The sequence below is a fragment of the Runella sp. CRIBMP genome (assembly GCF_009905605.1).
Lineage (GTDB): Bacteria > Bacteroidota > Bacteroidia > Cytophagales > Spirosomataceae > Runella.
The window spans coordinates 58552-79241 of sequence record NZ_JAAAKZ010000009.1; the positions used below are offsets into that span (position 1 = coordinate 58552).

Below are 20690 nucleotides of genomic sequence, written 5' to 3' on the forward strand. Positions count from 1 at the left end.
AACGTTGGCAAACGTGCTTTAAATCGGTTAGGTTTGGGAGGCTGACGGTAGTTTCCGCTGGTGTTTGAGCAACACCTCAGACGGTACCAAAATTTGCTCTGCTTCTTTCACCGTTGGGGCATCAATATACTCCTTTTCAACACGATTTAAAATAATTATGGGGTTCTTGGTGGAAATTTTATTGTACAAATCCATCAACTGTTTCTCTTTACGTCCCCACACGCTGTTAGCATCCACAACCAAAAGCGAAACGTGACATTTGTTAAACAAGTACAGCGGTAAAGGACTACTTACCAGCGGAGGTAGTTCCAAGATAATTTTATGAAAAGGCGAAGTCGCAAAGGGTTTATCTTCCTCCAACAGCCCCGTCAAATCAGACACATTCATAAAATCTGGACGAATGGAATAGGGGAAAAAATGGACTCCCTTTTGTTCAAACGGAAGTTCATTTTTAGTAATCTTTGGGTAAAAATAGGCTATTTGCTGCCCCGTCTCGGCATACAAGCGCGCCAGTCCTTGGGCTACCCATGTTTTGCCCTGTTTAGAACGCATACTCACCAGCGTAATCAACGGAATCGGGACCTGAGAAGCCGACTGTAAAATCTCAATGTTGATGGCATTTGTCAACTGCTCAAAAGTACTCATTGCTGCTCGGCTCTCCTTCGAGCCAAGGGTCAATTTCTTTACTTTTGGAAAAGCAATAGTCACGGGTTTGCCAATTTTTGCTTCGGCATTTTCGGGAGAATCAAGCCGGCGGTCGAGCAGAAAACGAATGACCGTCATCAATAGCGCAATAAAAAAACCAACTCCAAAACCCACCACAATCAGCAACAGGCGCTTGCTCGGTTTGGGCTTTAACGGATAACTAGGCGGGTCCAGTATCTTCAGTATATCATCCTCCAACACATCCTGACGATAGATTTGTGCTTGGTTGAGGCTGGCTGTCAAAGCCAGATATTCCTTTTCGGCCACGTCGAGTTCGCGTTGCAGTTGGTGAAGGTCCGTTCCGAGCGGGCTATATTCAGTCATTTTAGCCTGAAATTCCCCAAGGCGTTTTTTGTACACGTCGAGGCGGGCATTTGACTCTTCAAACTCAATCACTTTTTCCAACCAATCTTCCACCAGTTTATCTTGGGGTAGGGATTCGGGAGAATTGCCAGCGGCATAATACCTCCGCGAAATCTCCTTCATTTCTTCCTTTATCCGGTCTGCTTTTGCCTGCAAACTACTGACTTGGCCGTTGCTCTGCCCGCTCGACTGCGCACTTACGACCTCAGTTTCGGCAAACAATAGTTCAGTCTGTTTTTGAATCAAATCATCATTGATTGACAGTAGATTGCCCCGTTGGCCCATTCGTTTTTGGAGGGCATCCATGCCCGCTTTGACGGCGCGGTTGCGCATCAATTCTGTGGTATATTCTTTGGCAAAACCATCCCGGGAAAAAACCGCATTTTTGGATTCTTCGGCAAAGTTTACCAGTTCGTGTTTAATATTAAATTCCCGTAGTTTGGATTCTATCTCTTCCAGCTTATCCCGTGCTTCCTGCGATTTGCCTTTGTAATAATCAATAACAGGATTTGCGTCGATACTTTTTAAAGAAACGTAGCGTGCATTCAGCACCCGAATGGCATGAGCGAGCGTTTGCTGGGTCACGCCCCGGTCGTCCGACTCGTATTCTAGCTCAATCATATCGCTGTTGTTCTTTCGGTTTGCCTTCAATTTTTTGGCAATTCCTTCGGTAGAATAGTACGAATAAGGATTGTTTAAGAGGCTCTTAATTGGATTGTCTTTATCTGAATTGGCCAGTGCCTCTAGCTTAGGATACAGCCCTGTGGAGTCTAAATTGGCCAATAAATCAAGCCGAAAACTTGAGGGAATCGCATCTTGTAGTTCAGAAAATCCAGGTTGTGCTAAAATGAGGCTATCGGATTTGGGTAACATAAGGTGCTGCGCCATTAAGCGCAAACCAATCTGACGCATGGTCTCGTTTGAGTTCAACGTTGTCAGCAAGTTATCAAAAGCATTGCTGATGGTTGTGTAATCAGAAGTCCCTGATTTGTTGACAGATTGAATAGAATACCCCGAGGCAAGCCCCGTATAAACGGTTGCTTTGGCGGTGTATTCTTTTTGTTCGTTACGGGTAAAATAATAAACTGCCCCCGCCGTCAGCAGCGGAAACAGAATAATCCATAGCGTATTTTCTTTCAGAAGACGTATAAAATGATTAACTGTCATCCGTCAAGTTTATTTACGTTTTAGGCGCTGAATCGGAACTCCCACTAGCGCCTCAAGATTATACAAATACTTTAAAAAAGCCCCTCTCGCTTCCTCAATGGAAGAAAGAACGCCAAAATAGCTTTTGCTCGCATTCGAGAATGCATTCACATCCAATTTCCGCTGTTTGAATTCCACCTCTGCGATTTGGTACGCAACCGTCGCCATTTGCTGGTCTTTCAGTCTAAGTTGAAGCACTTTCTGCGCTGTCACCAAATCCTGAAACAAATCAATCAACTCCCTTTTCAGCTGTAATTCCTGAATTTCTTTACGGCTGAGCATAGATTGGTAGTTGGCTTTGGCCTGCGTAAGCATGTGTTTTCTGCCTATGATTTCATACAGACTAAGCTGCAGATTCAACCCTACCCGGTATCCGTTTGCAATTTGCCCGATTGCATCTCCCGTAGACCCCGACCCCGTCGATATAATGGCCTGATTACCCGCCGAATAGCTCCCGCCAGCCGTCACAGATTGCAAGATTTGTAACTTTGAAAGTTTATACGACGCCTGCTGAGCATTGGCCACTTCTTTCTCAAAATTGAGCAATGGAGAATGCGCCAGTGCCAACTCAAACAAGTCATTAAAGGGTAACAACTGCATCGCTATATCATTACTAAAATCAACATACAGCGAGTCTGCCGTCCCCAATGTAGAGGCACGCATGGTGGTAGTGGGCGCTTTTTGAAAAGATGAATTTTGTCCAAATAATGGCCCCCACAGACATACCCCACTAATCAATAACAGACAATAATGGTGGCAAAAAAAAGAAGACCACTTGTAAAAGTACATAATCATCCATTTAATCAATTAATATATATATACCTAAAAGATTGTCTTTTTGATACCTAACAAACCAATTTTGGTCGATTAAGTTTTAATACTATTCGACCCCAAAGATACACCCTAAATATGCAGAAGGCTTCATGCTAAGGGTAAAAAATAAAACAGTCCTTGCTTACCAAAATTAACTATAATATATTTATCAAATCAAACCCTCCGCACACTCTTGTGTGTTTTCTTGAAAGAGATAAATCGTTTATTATCTTTGGTTTATTAACGTTATGACTTTTTTCGCGCTTGTAAAACACGTTTTGAGAACGAACAATCCCAAACCTGAAAATGCCCTTCTTTATATCCCTAAAAACCATGCCAAATTACTAACTTGAGCATTTTCTGCCCGAAGTATTTTGTTTGAAAATCTCCAGCCAGCGCAATAAAATATCCATAAAAAGTAATCTAATAAAATATCCCTAACTCTACCGCCAATAAGATGGGCATATCCTCCAAAAAGTTTAATTTTGTTATTACTTCCCGGCAAATTTGGGAAGAGACGCATTTGGGCAGTAATATTCGGGATATGGCCCGGGTCTTATCTCAATCTCATCAGGTTTTATTTGTAAATGACCCATTGGACTGGTCGACCGTCATTTCACAAAAATCAGGCCGTGCGCAACTACGAAGTGAGTTTTTAGCAAAGCATCAAGGCCAACGCCTGATTCAGGATGGGGCTAATTTGTGGGTGTTAAGCCCTGAATCGGTGATGGCCTCCATCAATTGGATGCCCGACGGTGCGTTTTATGATTGGCTCAATCGTTATAATACTCAAAAAATAGCCCATGAAATCACCGCCGCCGTCAAAAAACTGGGCTGGGATTCATTTATTTTAATCAATGACAACGATATGTTGCAGGGCTTCTTTATGAAAGAACTCCTGCAACCTAAGGTATCAGTGTACTATTTAAGGGATAATTTTTTGGCCGTTGATTTTTGGCGCAAGCACGGCCTGCGCCTGGAGCCTTTGCTGATGCAAAAAGTAGACATGATAGCCAGCAATTCTATTTATTTGGCCAATCAAGCGGCTCGATACAACCCTCAATCGGTGTACGTGGGTCAAGGCTGTGATTTAGAACTTTTTGACTCGAACAAAATAGACAAGATTCCCGCTGATTTGGAGGCAATTCCGCACCCTCGGGTAGGCTACGCGGGTGCGCTGACGGGCCTGCGCCTTGATGGCGCACTTATTGAAACCGTTGCGGCCCAACGTCCCGATTGGCAAGTCGTTTTGATTGGCTCAACCGACGATTCTTTTCCCGTTGAACGTCTAAAAGCACTTCCTAATGTACACTTTCTGGGCTCCAAAACTCCTCAACAAATCCCAGCGTACCTAGAAGGAATGGACGTGTTGATTAATCCCCAAAAACTGAACGAGGTAACGATTGGGAATTATCCCCGCAAAATAGACGAGTACCTTGCCATGGGCAAACCCATCGTTGCGGTCAAAACCGAGACCATGGATTTGTTTAAAGACCACGTAAATTTGGCCGAAAACAGCGACCAATTCATCGCGCAGATTGAGGATGTGCTTCAAGGCAAACAACTTTCTACGCCAGAAGCCCGCATTGCCTTTGCACATGAGCACTCATGGGAAAATTCGGTGGGAGATTTAATGAGTGCCATTGAAACACGTTTTTTCGCGAAAGCATTACCAAAAAAATGAGCATAAAAACTTATCTGGACAGCCGTCCATCCTTCAAACGATTGGTCCATTGGATGCTCATTCCTACGGGTCAGGCGCGGCCACGCCTGTGGGTGAGCTGGTTTGTCAATCCGTTTATTCATAAAAAGCACCGGTCGGCGGCCATTCGTGCCAACGTACGAATGGATGTACTACCTTTCAATGCTTTCACCCTGGGAGCATACAGTACGATTGAGTCTTTTAGCGTGGTCAACAACGGGGTAGGAGATGTGACCATCGGCGAGCATTGCACGGTCGGAATCGGTTCGGTGGTGATTGGCCCCGTCACGATTGGTTCCGACGTCATTATTGCACAGCACGTAGTAATGTCGGGCCTGAATCACGTTTACGAAGATGTCACATTACCCATTCACCGTCAACCCGTTACGACCCGTCCGATTGTCATTGAAGAAGAGTGCTGGATTGGCGCCAATGCCGTTATTACGGCGGGAGTGACTATCGGCAAACACTCCGTTGTGGCGGGTGGAAGTGTGGTCACGAAGGATGTGCCGCCGTATACAGTGGTGGGAGGAAACCCCGCCCGTGTTCTCAAACAATATGATGCTACAAGCGGGCTTTGGCAAAGGCCGAGTATTGCACAGCCGCTCACTCCTTAACGTGAATCGAGGTAATTTAAAATCTCCTTATCTACTTCGACATTAAATTTTCGGGCAAAGAATTTACCGCAGTTTCCCAAGGTTTCCTTATCAACCATGGTTAGGGTTTTGGGGCTGCTTTTTCCTTCCGACCAATCAATATAACGCAGGTTTTCGTTAACCATCGTAGTTTTTAGATCAGAATTGTATAAAATAGTTTGAAAAATAATTTCATCTACGCCCCACGTAAACTTAAAAAAACGGACCAAGCGAGGGTTCTTTTCCAGGTAATCCACGATGTAACGAACGGCATCGAGGGTAATGGTAAACCACTGTGAGCGACCAACGACCACCAATTGTTTGGGCATTTTTCGATCAGGTAATACCTTGTTTATCCACTCTTCTATTTTAAATTTCCACGGAATATCAAAATTAACCAAATGATAACGACTGATGCGGGGGATTGCCTCTTGCCAATCATTTTGGACCGAGACAAACTCCATGTACTGCGTCGGGTAGTTAACCTCAAGAAAGGCATGAATGTCAGCTGTTTTTTTTAGAGGATAATCTTGTCCACTCAACAAATTTACGTACTGATACGCCACGCCCGATGCCAAAATGTCCTCAAATCCGTTCAAAGTAGCCTGAACTATACTATAAGCGCCCCATCTTACTTTTACTCTTTGCTTTACAAAAAAGACGTTTTTGCCATGAATAAGGGCTTGAAAAGGTCTAATATCTGTTTTCTTGTCAAGGTGTATATAAAAATCGGCATCAGGATGCTGCAAAGAATTAATAAGCCTTGCAAGTTGCTGAGGCTGAGCATGTGCCAAAATCAAGTGCGCAACTTTCATTTTTCCTTTTGCTATAAATTCAATTTTTTGAGTTCCGAAACTGCATAATCACATGCCCGAGCTGTAAGCGCCATATAAGTCAACGACGGATTTTGGCAGGCCGACGATGTCATACAACTGCCATCCGTGATAAACACATTTTTGACGTCATGCATCTGATTATAGCCATTTAACACAGAAGTTTTGGGGTCATGGCCCATCCGAGCCGTGCCCATTTCGTGTACTGCCGAGCCTGGAGGTAGGTCATAATAAAATTGTTGTACTTTCTGAAAACCTGATTTTTGGAGCATTTCTTCGGCGCTTTCCTTGATGTCTTTGCGCATATTAATTTCATTTTCATGGTATTCAAAAAATATCCGAACCAATGGTAGCCCCCATGAGTCTTTTTGCTCTTTGTCCAACCAAATACGGTTATCAGCGTAGGGCAGCGTCTCGCCCCACGCCCCGATAAACATCGTCCAAGGCCCTGGTTGGGTCAGTGCCTTTTTAAAATCTTTTCCAAAACCTTCTACCCGTTTATACTGATCGCTCCATTCGGCACGCTCACCATCTCCCTGGTAGCCAAACCCCCGCAGATAATCTTTCTGTTTGGTTTGGGCGTTTAGGTTTCGAAAACGAGGTACATAAATTCCGATAGGGCGCCTACCTTCGTAGTATTTATCTTTGAAACCTTCGTACTCTCCCATAGCGCCGCCCATCATGAAATGGTCCATGAGATTGCGGCCCACCTGTCCACTCGAATTTCCTAATCCATCAGGAAAACGATGCGAGACCGAATTTAATAAAAGCGCACTGGTAGCAATGGTGGAAGCATTCAAAAAAATGATTTTGGCGTAGTAGTCCTTCACCTCTTTGGTGTGAGCGTCCATGACACGCACACCCGTTGCCCGATTTTTTTGTTCGTCAAACAACACCTCAATAACGATGGAATCGGGTTGCAATGTTAGATTACCTGTGGCCATCGCCACGGGTAGGGTGGCGGAATTGCTGCTAAAATACCCGCTAAAGGGGCAGCCTCGGTCGCAAAGATTGCGGTACTGGCAAGGTCCACGCCCGTTCCATCCTTTGGTGAGATTGGCCGTTCGGGCAATGGTGACCAGGCGGTCTTTGTAATTTTTCTTTACTTGACTGGCAAAGTGCGTTTCAATGCAGTTGAATTCCATCGGGGGCAGAAATTGTCCGTCGGGCAAATGTGATAGCCCTTCGGCCCGGCCACTGATACCCACAAACCGCTCCACGTAGTCGTACCAAGGTGCCAAATCTTTATAACGAATAGGCCAATCGACGGCTATTCCCTCTTTGGCATTGGCCTCAAAATCTAAGTCACTGAGTCGGTAGCACTGCCGCCCCCAAGTCAGTGAGCGACCTCCTACCTGATACCCTCGAATCCAAGAAAAAGGTTTTTCTTGGATGTAAGGATGCTCTTTATCACTGACAAAAAAGTGTTTGTTCCCTTCGTTATACGACAAACTCTGCACAGGGTTATCGACCTGATCTTGGATGACGTTGTTCAATCGATTCGGAAACTCCCACGGGCTTTTAAGCGCGGTTGGATAGTCGGTTACGTGCTCTACATTCCGACCTCGCTCAAGCACCAATGTTTTTAAACCTTTTTCACATAACTCTTTAGCGGCCCATCCTCCACTTATACCCGACCCTACCACGATAGCGTCAAAGGTGAATGACTGTTTGTTTTTAAGGGTAGGATTGACGGGGTACATGCGTTGAGTTGGTGTTAGAAATCAGAAGTAATTTATTTTGTGGCCCACGATTTTTGATTTTCAGTCATCGGAACACATCCCGCAAAGCGGCCCGGAACGAGCGTATACGCAAGGCCTTGGGTGACACCCAGCATTGAGGTGCAATAACCAATACAGGTATATTCTTTCAAAATCGGAAAGAAAGGGTTTCCGAATAGTTTGCGCTGTACCTTCCCCGCGATGCCTTCGAGCGGCTTACTTTCTTCGTCAAAATGCCGCATGACCGCATTTTTTTGGTCTTTGTTGCATTCAATGTACGATTTTGCAAAGGTATCTTTGGAAAACGACTCTACTGATTTAAGGCCGTCGATGAACCGATTCTGGGCAACGGTATCCATATTTTCTGCGACCATTTTAAGGATAAAATCAGCCACTCCCGCTTCAATTGCCCCGGGGGTATCGGTGGCAGGAATAATGGTTTCGCTCAGCGCGGCCAGCAATTGTTTTTGACTCAAAAGAAACGCCAAATCGGGGGTTTTATGCCAGCTTATCCACTTGAAGATTCCAAAGGAACCCAAACTTCCTCCCAGCAAAGCAATTCCCCAAAGCGCGCGACGACGTTTCATAAGTCAAAAAAAGGTATCAACAAATCAATTGATTATTAAGTAATTACCAATTCCTTTTTGGGTGCAGCCACCTCAGCAGGCGTATCCCACCGATTACAGGTCGCGAGCATAGCCATAGAGATAAAAATAACCCCGTTTGTCGGGAACTGCCCCATAACGGGATTTGAATAAGCCATTACGGCAATGCCCCCAAACTCCGCCAGCATAGTGACCATAATTTTGAACAACCAAGGGTCTTTAATTTGCCAAACCTTCCAGGTGGCAAAGGCGATGATGCTTACCAAGATAATGACATAAAGCGTCATTCCCACCCTTCCTGTTTCAATCCAAAGAATCACATACCAACTATCGGGCGCCACCTGAGCGGCCCAGTGATTGGGCGAAAAACGTTGCCCTACGGCTTCAGAAGTTCCTAACCCTGCCCCAAAAGGGTAATTTTCCATCAGGCGGGCCAGTTTCTCTTTGTTTTGAAGTCGTAATAGGAAAGAAGGATCTTCCATAGGGCGTAACGCAGTACGCATCCGTTGCACCTGATAGTTGCCACTACCGATGTTGGTATACATGAGGATGATAAAAACTGGCAACGCTACGGAAGCTCCAATCATCATCTTTTGAATGTCTTTTCGTAAAAGTAGGTAAAACGCGTAGCCCCCCACAAGCACAAACAACGCACTACGGGTGCCAGAAAGGGCATATCCCCAAAAATACACCAGCGCCAACGCAAGATAGCCTATCTTGTACATCCACTTTTTCTCTTCAAAAAACCAAATGACACAGACCAAGGTGGTAGCGGCCATTTCGGCCCCAAACTGTGAGGCATCGGTGTAGAAAGAAAAAATCCGTAAAACCCCAAACAACACGTGGGTTTTATCAGCCCCCATATTGAGCCAATTTTGTTCATTGGCCGTAAGCCCAATGTATTGTTGTTTAAACCCCCAAAGTGCGCCCAAAAAAGACCAAATTAGCCACGTACGAATCAGGATTTTTATATCAGATTTTTTAAACGGAACCACCAAGACAATGCAGGTGGCCAAAATCCAATAGAGCGAAAATTTCCGAAAATTATACAGCCAGGCGGGTTTGTATGGGGCCTCTGGATTGAAGAATTCAAGTATCGTAAAGAAAACCCACAGCGCCACGAGGTAAAAAACGGGATGGTGCAACCGCCCCCAATCATAGCGTTTAGCATTGACCAGCAAACTCAACATCGTCAGAATCAGCGAAGCGTCAATAAATGTTCCGAAGGGAAGATCTACCGTCAGAAACCGCGCCGCGACGCCAATCAAAAAATTGAGTTGAAGGTATAACAACAGGCCTATACGCGGCTCAGCAAAAACTCCAATCAATACAAAACAGGCAATGGGCAGCACAACCGCCACGCCAGCCCCCGCAATACCCAACGCCGCAATCAAATAGCCGCACATAAGCGTACATACCACGCCTACCATGCCGTAGAGCCAAAATTTTGACTGTTCGTTGTTGAGTAAAGATATCATTCAATACGCACTTTTTTACCTATTCCACTTTCAGCAACACACCATCGGCCCGGCGAACTTTTTCCCACGTGCCTGATTGTTTACCACGCAAGTATCGTACCAATCCCGCCAAAGCGCACACGTTCATAAACGTAAAATAAAAGGGGACAAAGAGTAATTTCCAGCGCAAACGGCGTTGTTCCAATTGATACCCTACCCACGCCGCCCCGTAGAAAAGACATTGCAGCACAAATAGCGTAATCCAAGCAGTGCCTATCGGCGACGGCGCTTGAAAAGCCGAGTAAGCCAACCACGCGTTGAGCAGAAATATCAGGGGCAGACAAATTGGAGCCACGGCCCATCTAAACACGCGGTGAGAAACGTATTCAAAGCACAAAATGCCGTATTTGAAAGGGTTGAGTAAATAACTCAGGCGTACAATGGATTGAAAACCGCCTGCCGCAATACGGATTTTGCGTTTTTGTTCATCCAAAATCGAAAACGAGGGGTGCTCCAACGCATAGGCCTCAGGTTCGTAGGCTACTTTGTAACCTTTGCCAGCAATGCGGAGCGAAATAATAAAATCATCCAAAATGGTATCGGGTTCAACGTGCTCATACAGCTCCGTTCGTACTGCAAATAACTCCCCTGCTGCCCCCACAATGGTATGTAATTCCGAATCCCAGCGTTTGAGTTGTGATTCATATTTCCAATACAAGCCTTCTCCGGACCCCGCCGCCGACTCATCATCGTTGGTCAGAATTCGTTTTTCTCCCGCTACCGCGCCCACAATCGGGTCCTGAAAATGCCGAACAATGTTTTTGATGGCTTCTTTGTTCAGTTGTGTGTTGGCATCCGTAAAAATCACAATCGGGGTTTTTACGTATTTCAGGGCTTCATTCATGGCTGCCACTTTACCCCGGCGCTCGGTGCCGCCCAGTACCTCTACTTCTTGTCCGTGATGCGCTTTAATCCACTCCGTGGAGCCATCCGTGGAGCCTTCGGTGACAAATAAAAATCGGATTTTAGAACGCGGATAATCTTGTCCCAACGAGTTGGTGATTTTGGCTGGCAAACACGAAAGCTCGTTGTAAGCAGGAACCACCAAGGTTACCTCAGGAGAATAGGATTCATCAGTTTTGGCCGAAGGGCGTTTTCCTCGGATACGAATGAGCAACCACACCACCAATCCGTATCCGAGATAGGTGTATACCACAAGACCGATACAAACGAGGAGTAAAATTTCTGCCATTTTTCCGAAGGAGTTATATTTTGTAAGGTTTATCCAACGCCACTGACGGAATAATGTCGCCGTTTTGGTTGACCTTATGGGTCAGGTTCCATACGATGGCATCCTTGATGGCTTTCAGATACTTTGTTTGTCCGCGCATCAAATGAACTAGCGCGGCTTTGGGCAGGGCCAATATAAAGTAGTACAAACAGAAAGTAACCAAGGTCATGCCCGTCACGTTTCGGCGCATAAAAAGCAGGCGGTTACGGGTATGATAATACTCTTTGAGCGGATTGGCTTTGCCCACGCTCATGGATTCGCGGTGGTAAATGAGGGCCTTGGCCTCGTAATAAATCTTAAAACCAGCCCGCCGAATTCGCGCCGACCAGTCGAGTTCTTCGTAGTATAAAAAATAACTATCTTCCAACGAGCCCGCCTTCTCAATGACCTCCCGCCGTACCATCATCGCGGCACCGTGCGCAAAATACGTAGCACCCGACACATCGTGTTGTCCTTTGTCTTCTTCCTGCAACCCAATAGCCCATGTGCGGCCCGTAAGGCGGTCTAGCGGACGATAACCCGCGTATTGAAGAATGGTGGGGTGGTCGTGATAACGAATTTTTGGGCAAACCATCCCGATGGATGCATCCGTGGCAAAAGGGGCCAACAGGTCTTCTACCAGCGTGGGGGTGACAATGGTATCGTTGTTCAATAAAAAAAAGTAATCTCCTTTGGCCTGTTGGATTCCAGCGTTGTTGCCACCCGAAAAACCCAAATTGGCATGGGTCAGGATTACTTTGACGTTGGGATAGTTGCCTTTCTCAATCAGTGGCGTGGGGTCTTCGGCGGAGCCGTTGTCAACCACAATTATTTCGACATTGGGGTACGTCAGGGTACGCGTCGACTCCAGCATGTCGCAGGTGACTTGCGCCTGATTGTAGTTGATGGTAATAAACGATACAAGTGGCTGCGTACTCATACATTCTCCTTTTGAAAAACCGCCTTCACTGTTTTAATCATGATAATTAAATCGGTTTTGAACGAATATTTCTTGGCGTAAAGCACATCCAATTGAATGCGTTCTAGGTCTGACACCTTTGATTTGCCGCGCTTTGTCACTTGCCAAAGGCCCGTCAGGCCCGCTGGGGCGGCAAACCGCCGAGCATAACCCGTTGCGGTGAGTTTTTCGGCTTCATACGGAGGTAATGGACGGTTGCCCACAAACGACATATCTCCCAACAAAATATTAAATAACTGAGGAAGCTCATCAATGCTGGAGTTACGCAGAAATTTCCCCAGCTTAGTGACGCGCGGATCTTCTTTAAACTTGGAAAAGGTAGCCTTTGATTTTTGCTTCTGGTGGTAGAGTTTCTCGCAGATTTGTTCGTTGTCTAAAAATAAAATTTGTTGACATTCCGTGCCCGCCGCCTGGCATTCATCGCATAAATTGCTCACGGCAGCCGCAGGTGCTACATTGTACATGTTGAGGGAGGCCATATTGGCCAACATTTTGTCGGCATCAGTGCGCATCGTCCTGAACTTATACATATCAAAAATCCGGTAGCCCATTCCGACCCTTTTGGAACGATAAAAAATCGGCCCTTTGGAATCCAATTTTATCAACACGGCCACCACCGCCAACAAAGGCGAAATCATCAGTAGGGCCGTTGCCGAAACCACAATATCAAACACCCTTTTTCCAAAAGGACTTCTGATGCGCTTCGGTTTGTAAGGAGTTCGGGTGGATTCTTGGTAGTGTTTTTTCTGGATGAGGTAATTGAGCCTGATTTTGAGGGCTTCCAGCGGGTACGGTAGCTCAAACACATCAATCACTTGCCCTTGTGCTATTTGGGGAGCTAGCTCCCCGTTTTCTCTAAACAAGATAACGGGTAATGATTGAAAATAAGCCGTTTTTCGCAGTGATTTCAAGAAATCAAGGTAGCCTTCAGAGTCATTACAAATGACCAAATCGACGGGATTTCCCATCTCTAGGAATTCCAGCGCGTCTACGTAATCTGGCTCTGGTATAATATTGATTAATGCCCCGAAGTCATTAATCAGCAGTGACACCCGTTGCGGGTCATCATCAATGTACAGTGCTCGAAACGAACCCTTTTGTTCTGGCTCCATTTGACTTTTTATCAAGGGATAGAATAACTGAAATAAAGTGACTTTTCGGAAACAGTAGCGGTCAGAAACACTACTTTGATCTCCGCATGACGGCCAAAACTTTTGCTTTTACCTCCAAAGGATTGAAAGGTTTGGTCATGTAATCATCAGCCCCCAATTCCAAACAGGCTATACGGGTATTGCTATCGTCGTAGGTAGAAAGTATAATAATCGGCAGATTTTTAAACATCGGACTGGCTCGTATCGTCTTGATCAAATCCTGGCCATTCAAATATGGCATCTGTAAATCAGTCAAAATGACATCCACAGGATTCCCCTGTTCCAACCAGCTCATGGCTTCTATGCCATTGACATGAGTGGTAACTTCAAAATCATTTTTTAAGGATTGACGAAGAACTTTACGAATAAACGCATCATCTTCTACAATAAGAACATTGTAACGATTAGTCATGAGTACTAAATTATTTTATGAGACTTTGTTTCATTAACGTTGAAATCATTTGGATAAACACCGATGCAGATTATATACTCAAAAAAGCGCCATCTGTGCATTATGTAGTTTTAGTATATTAAATTCAAAAGCCAAATTAGAACGGATTAGATTTTTGGGATTTTTTTAGGCCTTTCAGGTATAAATTGTTCTGTTCAAAATTACAGGAGAAATTTATACTGATTAGTCATCATTACTTTTTTAGTTTACCATATTCACTCTATATGTACCATATTTTATATGCTTTTTAGTTTATTATTGTGTAAGTACTAATTAGCATTTTACTTGCATTACGACTCGTATTTCAAATGGTTTATCGAAGATTTATAAAATAAGCCACCTTTTTCATAACGATTATTGACGGGTTAACCACAAAGTTTGCGCGTGTATTAGAAAATATACACTCAGTTAACAACCAATAACAAACAGGGCTTTTTTAATTTTTCACTAAATTGTATCACTTTTTCAACAAACAATACTGAGTTGGATTTGCAACTTTCCCATGAAACTGTTGCAAGTTCAATAATTTGACAAACTGTTATGTTTTGGTATGTTATTTATGGTCTCATAGGTATAACAAATATACCTAATTTACATGAAATCAAATGATTCCTCAATGATTAATTCTTTTTGTTATATTAATATTCCATAGGGTATGAACGGTTGCTGTATGTACCGCGCTGGCAAGACCTAGAAGAGGGTAGAAAAAATTGTATTTTTGGGATATTTGCAAAAGTGCATTTCGGCACTGTTTAGATAGAATTACTTTTTCCATTCGAAATAAAAAACACTTCCGAGGCTGGGGTCAGAGTCTACCCAGATTTTACCACCCTGCTCTTCCACCAGTAATTTTAGGATTGAAAGCCCTACCCCCGTACTGCTCTCTGAGGTAGCCATGTTGATTGAAGTTCTGAAAAATTTAAATATATTTTCATGGTCCTGAAACGGAATCCCAGGGCCATTGTCTTGCACATAAAACTCGTACAAATCCCCTTTTTCTTGACATCCCAGCTCAATAGACGCGTCGGGTTTGTGATTGTATTTTACGGCATTACTGATTAAATTTTGGAATACCTGTTGTAGCTTCAGTTTTTTAGTCCATAAAATCGGCAAAGGGGTCGTGATTTTAAACGTAACATGCGGCGGCAAAAACAAATTATGCACAATCTCCTGCACCATATCCTGTACATTTACCTCCTCTACGGTTTGGTCGGCCAGGCTTTTGCGAGAGTAGTCCAGCAGGGCATTGATCATATTTGCTAAATACAGTGCCGCTTCTTTGGAGTGGGAAATATATTCTTTGCATTCTTCGGCACTCAATTCGCCGTCCTCGTCCATCTCCAACAATGACAAAGCGCCAATAATACCCGTGAGAGGGGATTTCATGTCATGGGCGATGATATAAGCAAACTTTTCTAGCTGCTGATTGATTCGTCGGAGCTCAATGGCCGTATACTTAAGTTCTTGTTGGTATTGATACAGGTGCTGAAATACCTTTACTTTCGCTTTGGTGACGTTGATATCCAAGGGTTTGTGCAGGTAATCCACCGCGCCTTCATCAAACCCTTTGAGCATATAGTGCTCTTCTTTATTGATAGCAGTCACAAACACAATGGAAATATGCTTGGTTTTTTGGTTGGTTTTCAACAACCTTGCCACTTCAAAACCGTCCATTTCTGGCATTTGGACATCCAACATGATCAGGCCGATGTTGTCGTTGCGGAGGGCGTGGCGCAGGGCTTGATTGCCAGAAGTAGCTTTGATAAAAACCCTGTTTTCATCGGCCAACATTTCTTCAAGGGCCAACAAATTTTCTTCACGGTCGTCAACCAAAAGAATTGTAAAATCGCGATTAGGGTTTAACATCGTTGAGATTAATTATACGTTCAATGTATGTATATATGTAGAAATTTGGGCTGGCGTCCAAGCTTTCGCCTCGGCATTGGCATCAAGGGCCAATTGAGGCATGACGGGATACTCCGCCGTTGAAGGCTCCTGAACAATGCCAGTACCTCCTCTTGCTATTATCTCTGCCATTCCGTGTGAGCCATCACCGTTTGCGCCGCTCAAAAGAATTGACACTGCCTTTTGAGTATATATTTCCGCAATACTTTCAAATGTTACGTCTATTGAGGGACGGCTATAAGAGACCAGCTCAGAATAATCTAAACAAAAAGAATGGGTTTCTTCAATCAACAAATGATAGTTTTGTGGAGCCAAATAAACACAATTTTTTTGGATGGGTTCTTTATCATCTGGCTCTTTTACCATTATTTCTTTTCGTTTTACCGCCAGAATCTGTTCCATCTCACTGATTACGTTTTTGGAACGGTGAATAACGATGACAACGGCAAAATCAAACGGTGATGGCAGCGCTTCAATCAGCTCACAAATCACCGGAATACTTCCTGCGGAGCCGCCAATTACAACTATATCAACGTTGTTTTTTGTCATCGCCTCTCTTTGTTTTTATTTTTTTCGTCGGTAAATACGGGCTAATGGACTAATAGCTTCAAATTGCTCTTTTATATCCGTAAAAAGTAACGACTCTTTGATGCCAATGGCTAGATACCCCAAGGGCGAGAGGCTATCGTGAAATAAATGGACTGCCCGGTTTTGTAATTCCTGATTAAAATAGATCATAACGTTGCGGCAGCATATCAACTGAAATTCGTTGAATACCTGGTCTACGGCCAGATTATGTCGCGCAAAAACGACCTCCTCACGGTACTCTTTATGGATAATCGCATTGTCGTATTGCGCAGTATAGTAGGCCGAAAAATCATTTGTTCCGCCCGATTTAATGTAATTTGTGGTGTACTCTTTGATCTGTTTTAAAGGAATAATTCCCTGACGTGCCCTTTCCAAATTGACGGGATTGAGGTCGGTCGCATACATTTTGGTCCGGTTTAGCAAGCCCGCTTCTTGCAGCAGAATTGCCATTGAATAGACTTCTTCGCCCGTGGCGCAGCCTGCGTGCCACACTTTAATAATCGGATAAGAAGCCAGCGTCGGAATCACTTTTTCCCGAAGCTCTTTATAAAAAATAGGGTCTCTAAACATCTCCGTCACGTTGACCGTCAGGGTTTCTAGAAACCACGCAAAAAAAGATTTATCGTTGATCAAATGATATTTCAACTCATAACTGGTTTTGAACTCCGCTATCGTCATGCACCGAGCCACTCTTCTCAACAGCGACGATCGGGCATAGTCACTGAAATCATACCCATGCTGGGTATAAATGAGTTGAATAATCTCGTTTAACTCTTCAGCAGTCAGTTGTGTTTGAGAATCCATTCTTTATTTGGAAAGCCATACGCGCATCAGGGAAAAAAGTTGACCCGTATCCACTGGTTTTGTAATATAATCGGATGCCCCCGCTTCAATCACTTTTTCACGGTCTTCGGGCATGGCCTTGGCCGTGAGAGCGATGATGGGTAATTTAGACAACCGCAAATCATGCCGAATCCGAGACGTGGCCTCGTACCCGTCCATTTCGGGCATCATAATATCCATCAATACAATATCAATATCAGGGTGAAGCCTAAGTTCTTCCAACGCTTCCTTGCCGTTGTCGGCCGTAATGACTTTCATCTGTTGCTCTTCCAATAATGTGCTCAAAGCAAACACATTGCGCATATCATCGTCTACCAGAAGCACCTTTTTTCCTTCCAATCCTCCGCTACTGAAGGCCACGGTGGGCTGGGGTAGCTTTTTGGTTTCTACTTCCTGCACTTTATAGAGAAACAATTCCATTTCATCCATTAGTCGCTCCATAGATTGCGTAGACTCCCGGATAATCACGCTCGAAAGTTTTTTTAGTTGGCGCTCTTTGGCCAGGTTGAGGTCTTCGTCAATGTACACAATCACGGGCAAGACCTTCGCAGCGCTGGCTTCTTTCAAGCGCCTTAGCATTTCCATGCCTTGATCCAAATTTTTGCGGATGTCTACAATCAGGCAGTCATAATCATGCTGGGCAATGTGGTCGGTGGCATCCTGCTCCGAAACAACCACTTCCCATTTGAGGCCTGGATAGCGCTTTCCAAGCACCTGACCGATGGTATTTCGTTGAATAAACTCCCCGACTAATATCAGCACTTTCTTGATTTTAACATTCAATTGAGCTTCCAATAAACTAAATACCTTCTCTAAGTCTTGCGTTTTGACGGGTTTTTGGATGAACGCCTGCGCCCCCTCCAACGACAGACTCGAAGCATCTGCCCCCGAAATAACATGAACAGGAATGTGCTTTAATTGTTCGTTATTCTTAATCCACGAAAGAATACTCTGCCCATCAACAACGGGCAACTGCACGTCAAGAATGATGGCCGACGGCTGATACTTCTGGGCATACCTCATTCCCTCGTCGCCTTGCAGGGCCACGATTGTTTTGTAGTTTTTATTGCGGGCTAAATCCCTGACAATCCCCGCAAACATGGGGTCGTCTTCGATAATTAGCATCACCAAATCGCCTTTTTCAATCGAATTTCGGTCGTCTTCTATTTTGGCCTGCGATACCATCTCTTTTTGAAAATCGGTCATGGAGAAGTTTCGCTTTTCGCTTATCGTCAGCGCTTCAGGGTTGGCAGCCACTGCACCTGTCGCGTTGGTTTTGAGCGGTATAAAAACCGAAAAAGTGCTACCTTTCCCCACTTCACTTTGAAGTCTTACTTCTCCGCCCAGCCGTTTTACCAATTCTCTAATGATGGATAGCCCTAGGCCCGTACCACCATATTTACGGCTGGTTGACCCATCGGCCTGTTGAAATGCCTCAAAAATGAGCTGTTGTTTTTCGGCGGGGATTCCCACGCCCGTGTCCTCAACGCTGATAGCCAATACCTGTTCGGCCTTTTTCAGGGCGTCGGTGGCAAAGTCAGGCTGAGGCTCAATGGCCTTAAATGAAAGCGTAATTTTCCCATTTTTTGGGGTAAACTTAAACGCATTGGACAACAGATTTTGAATAATTTGTTCTAATCGCTGTTTGTCGGTGTGCAACGCTGCGGGAACCGAGGCCTCTACTTGCGTTAAAAAAAACACCCCTTTTTCGTCGGCTACTACCTCAAACAATTGCTTAATATCCCTTATAATATTTTTAACAGGTACACTTTCAAACTGAAAATCAATCTTCCCTGCTTCAATCTTCGACAAATCCAGTATATCATTAATGAGCTTTAACAGGTCGGTGCCCGATTTTCGAATCACGTTGGCGTATTCAACCTGCTTTTCGCTTAGGTTTTTTGATTTATTTTCAGACAACAAGTTGGCCAAAATCAAAACGCTGTTGAGCGGGGTACGCAACTCATGCGACATATTGGCCAGAAACTCTGACTTGTACGTACTTGTCACTTCCAACTCCTTGGCTTTCAGGGCCAATGCCTGTCTTGCTACTTCTAGGGCTTCATTTTTTTCTTCCAACTCTGAATTGATGTGTCTCAATTCTTCTTCTTGCACCCGCAACTCTTCTTCAGATGCCATCAGGCTCTCGGATTGGTGCGACAATTCTTCGTTGGTCTGACGCAATTCATCCTGCTGATTCTCCAAAATTGCCGTTTGTTCTTTCAACTGTTCCAACAACTGCTCAACTTTAAGCCGAGACTGTATTTCATTGGCCGACAAGGAAATATCCTTAGATACTTTTTTCAAAAGCTCTATTTGATGGTCAGGAAATGGCGAGAAGGATGCTAGCTCGATTACACCTTTGAGTTCTTTACCGTACCAAAGTGGAATGCACGCAATTTCACCTGCTTTGGTAGCGCCGCTTCCCGACTCAATGGCCCAATAAGACGACGGAATTGACTTAGTGATGCGTACTTGCCTTTCAAGCCCAGCTTGGCCTACCAATCCCTCTCCCAGCGCATAGGATTGGGGCGCTTGAGTGGGCAAAGCCACAGAGGCTTTCAGCACCAACTTTTGAGACTCATCAACCAAATATATCCCCCCCGCTGGTAGCTCCAAATAATCGGTAACGGCTTTTAAGGCCGATTGCCCAAGAGCTTCTAATGTATTGGTATTTTGAAGGGAGTCATTCAAAATCGTTAGCCCCGCCAGATACCAATTTCTTTCTTTGATAGATTTATTAAGTTCCTCAAGCTCGTCTATAGTATTGCTGAGTCGATTTTCGATTTTCTTCCGGCTTTTAAACTCTAACGCATAAAAATAAGTAAGCACGGCGGCCGCCAAAAACAGCAAAAATGTCCCTAATACGGTTTTACGGGTTAGGTTTTCAATGAGCATCTTCATTGAAGCCTCTCTTCTGGACAACTCATAACGTTCGGCGGTATACATTTTCTTTACCAGTATCCGCACGTTGTCCATTTCTTTCATCTCTCGTGCCGTAATTTCAATCAGGGTTTGCTGGTTCACTCCCCTTTCATTTTCTGGGGTGGAGCTCCACAATTGCATTAACAATTGCAATGATTGCTGTATTTGGGCCAATTGGGACAGCTTGAGCGGATTTTCCTGGAAATAGTTCGTTAAATTATCTTCTACCAGCCCAATATTAATCTGAGCTTGGTTAAATGGTAGCAAAAATCTTTTTTCGTTCGTGCTTCGATACGCACGTTGCCCCGTTTCCATATCGACGAGGAGCTTTTCCAGCGCCAGGAGCTGGTCAAGCATTTCGTTTTTTTCTTTTACCCATTCCGCCTCTTCGACTTGGCGCTGAATGGTATTAAAAAAAGAAATGCCCAAAAAAATACCAATCAAAATGGTACAAGCTGATCCAATAAGCAGCCAAGCGGCAATAGTGAGTTTCATAATTTGAGCGGGCATCAGTCATTTTGAGGAAATGACATCAATG

Annotated in this window: 16 protein-coding genes; 2 read left to right on the forward strand and 14 right to left on the reverse strand. The window is 44.4% G+C overall.

All coding sequences use genetic code 11. From position 1 onward, the window contains the following. Positions 1-27: 27 nt before the first annotated feature. Together GVN20_RS19680 and GVN20_RS19685 are read right to left on the reverse strand one after the other, a co-directional pair. Entirely contained in the window at positions 28-2235 is a 2208-nt protein-coding gene (locus GVN20_RS19680; protein ID WP_166559990.1) for a hypothetical protein, read from the reverse strand. Between the two features lie 9 nt (positions 2236-2244). Next, entirely contained in the window at positions 2245-2937 is a 693-nt protein-coding gene (locus GVN20_RS19685) for a TolC family protein (RefSeq protein WP_166559991.1), read from the reverse strand. Between the two features lie 607 nt (positions 2938-3544). Between GVN20_RS19685 and GVN20_RS19690 the strand changes: the two genes are divergently transcribed. Together GVN20_RS19690 and GVN20_RS19695 are read left to right on the forward strand one after the other, a co-directional pair. Further along, positions 3545-4771, forward strand: coding sequence for a glycosyltransferase (locus GVN20_RS19690; RefSeq protein ID WP_166559992.1), 1227 nt, complete (start codon positions 3545-3547; stop codon positions 4769-4771). Next, positions 4768-5406 (forward strand): DapH/DapD/GlmU-related protein, encoded by a 639-nt coding sequence (locus tag GVN20_RS19695; protein ID WP_166559993.1) that lies wholly within the window; start codon positions 4768-4770, stop codon positions 5404-5406. The genes GVN20_RS19690 and GVN20_RS19695 overlap by 4 nt, the downstream gene beginning before the upstream one ends. On the opposite strand, the gene GVN20_RS19700 is transcribed toward GVN20_RS19695, so the two are convergent. From GVN20_RS19700 to GVN20_RS19755, 12 genes are all read right to left on the reverse strand, one after another. After that, positions 5403-6239: a beta-1,6-N-acetylglucosaminyltransferase gene (locus tag GVN20_RS19700; protein WP_166559994.1), complete on the reverse strand. Its 837-nt coding sequence runs from the start codon at positions 6237-6239 to the stop codon at positions 5403-5405. The two genes, GVN20_RS19695 and GVN20_RS19700, sit on opposite strands and share 4 nt — an antisense overlap. A gap of 11 nt (positions 6240-6250) precedes the next feature. Beyond that, positions 6251-7960, reverse strand: coding sequence for a GMC oxidoreductase (locus GVN20_RS19705; RefSeq protein ID WP_166559995.1), 1710 nt, complete (start codon positions 7958-7960; stop codon positions 6251-6253). 32 nt (positions 7961-7992) lie between these two features. Next, a complete protein-coding gene (locus GVN20_RS19710) occupies positions 7993-8565 on the reverse strand; it encodes a gluconate 2-dehydrogenase subunit 3 family protein (protein ID WP_166559996.1) in 573 nt (190 codons plus the stop codon). A gap of 35 nt (positions 8566-8600) precedes the next feature. Then, positions 8601-10061, reverse strand: coding sequence for an O-antigen ligase (locus tag GVN20_RS19715; protein WP_166559997.1), 1461 nt, complete (start codon positions 10059-10061; stop codon positions 8601-8603). A 19-nt stretch (positions 10062-10080) separates the two neighbouring features. Next, a complete protein-coding gene (locus GVN20_RS19720; protein ID WP_166559998.1) occupies positions 10081-11292 on the reverse strand; it encodes a glycosyltransferase family 2 protein in 1212 nt (403 codons plus the stop codon). Positions 11293-11305: 13 nt separating this feature from the next. Further along, positions 11306-12250, reverse strand: a complete 945-nt coding sequence (locus GVN20_RS19725) for a glycosyltransferase family 2 protein (RefSeq protein WP_166559999.1) — start codon at positions 12248-12250, stop codon at positions 11306-11308. Further along, positions 12247-13401 carry a sugar transferase gene (locus tag GVN20_RS29990; RefSeq protein ID WP_166560000.1) on the reverse strand — a complete coding sequence of 385 codons (1155 nt, stop codon included), beginning with the start codon at positions 13399-13401 and terminating at the stop codon, positions 12247-12249. Before GVN20_RS29990 ends, GVN20_RS19725 begins: the two co-directional genes overlap by 4 nt. Before the next feature lie 70 nt (positions 13402-13471). Next, positions 13472-13852, reverse strand: coding sequence for a PleD family two-component system response regulator (locus tag GVN20_RS19735; protein ID WP_166560001.1), 381 nt, complete (start codon positions 13850-13852; stop codon positions 13472-13474). 801 nt (positions 13853-14653) lie between these two features. Continuing rightward, positions 14654-15757, reverse strand: a complete 1104-nt coding sequence (locus tag GVN20_RS19740; protein ID WP_166560002.1) for an ATP-binding protein — start codon at positions 15755-15757, stop codon at positions 14654-14656. A 12-nt stretch (positions 15758-15769) separates the two neighbouring features. Continuing rightward, positions 15770-16345, reverse strand: coding sequence for a chemotaxis protein CheB (locus tag GVN20_RS19745; RefSeq protein WP_166560003.1), 576 nt, complete (start codon positions 16343-16345; stop codon positions 15770-15772). Between the two features lie 15 nt (positions 16346-16360). Then, positions 16361-17188: a protein-glutamate O-methyltransferase CheR gene (locus tag GVN20_RS19750; RefSeq protein ID WP_166560004.1), complete on the reverse strand. Its 828-nt coding sequence runs from the start codon at positions 17186-17188 to the stop codon at positions 16361-16363. A gap of 3 nt (positions 17189-17191) precedes the next feature. Further along, on the reverse strand, positions 17192-20647 hold the full coding sequence (locus GVN20_RS19755; RefSeq protein ID WP_166560005.1) for a response regulator: 3456 nt from the start codon (positions 20645-20647) through the stop codon (positions 17192-17194). Positions 20648-20690: the final 43 nt, after the last annotated feature.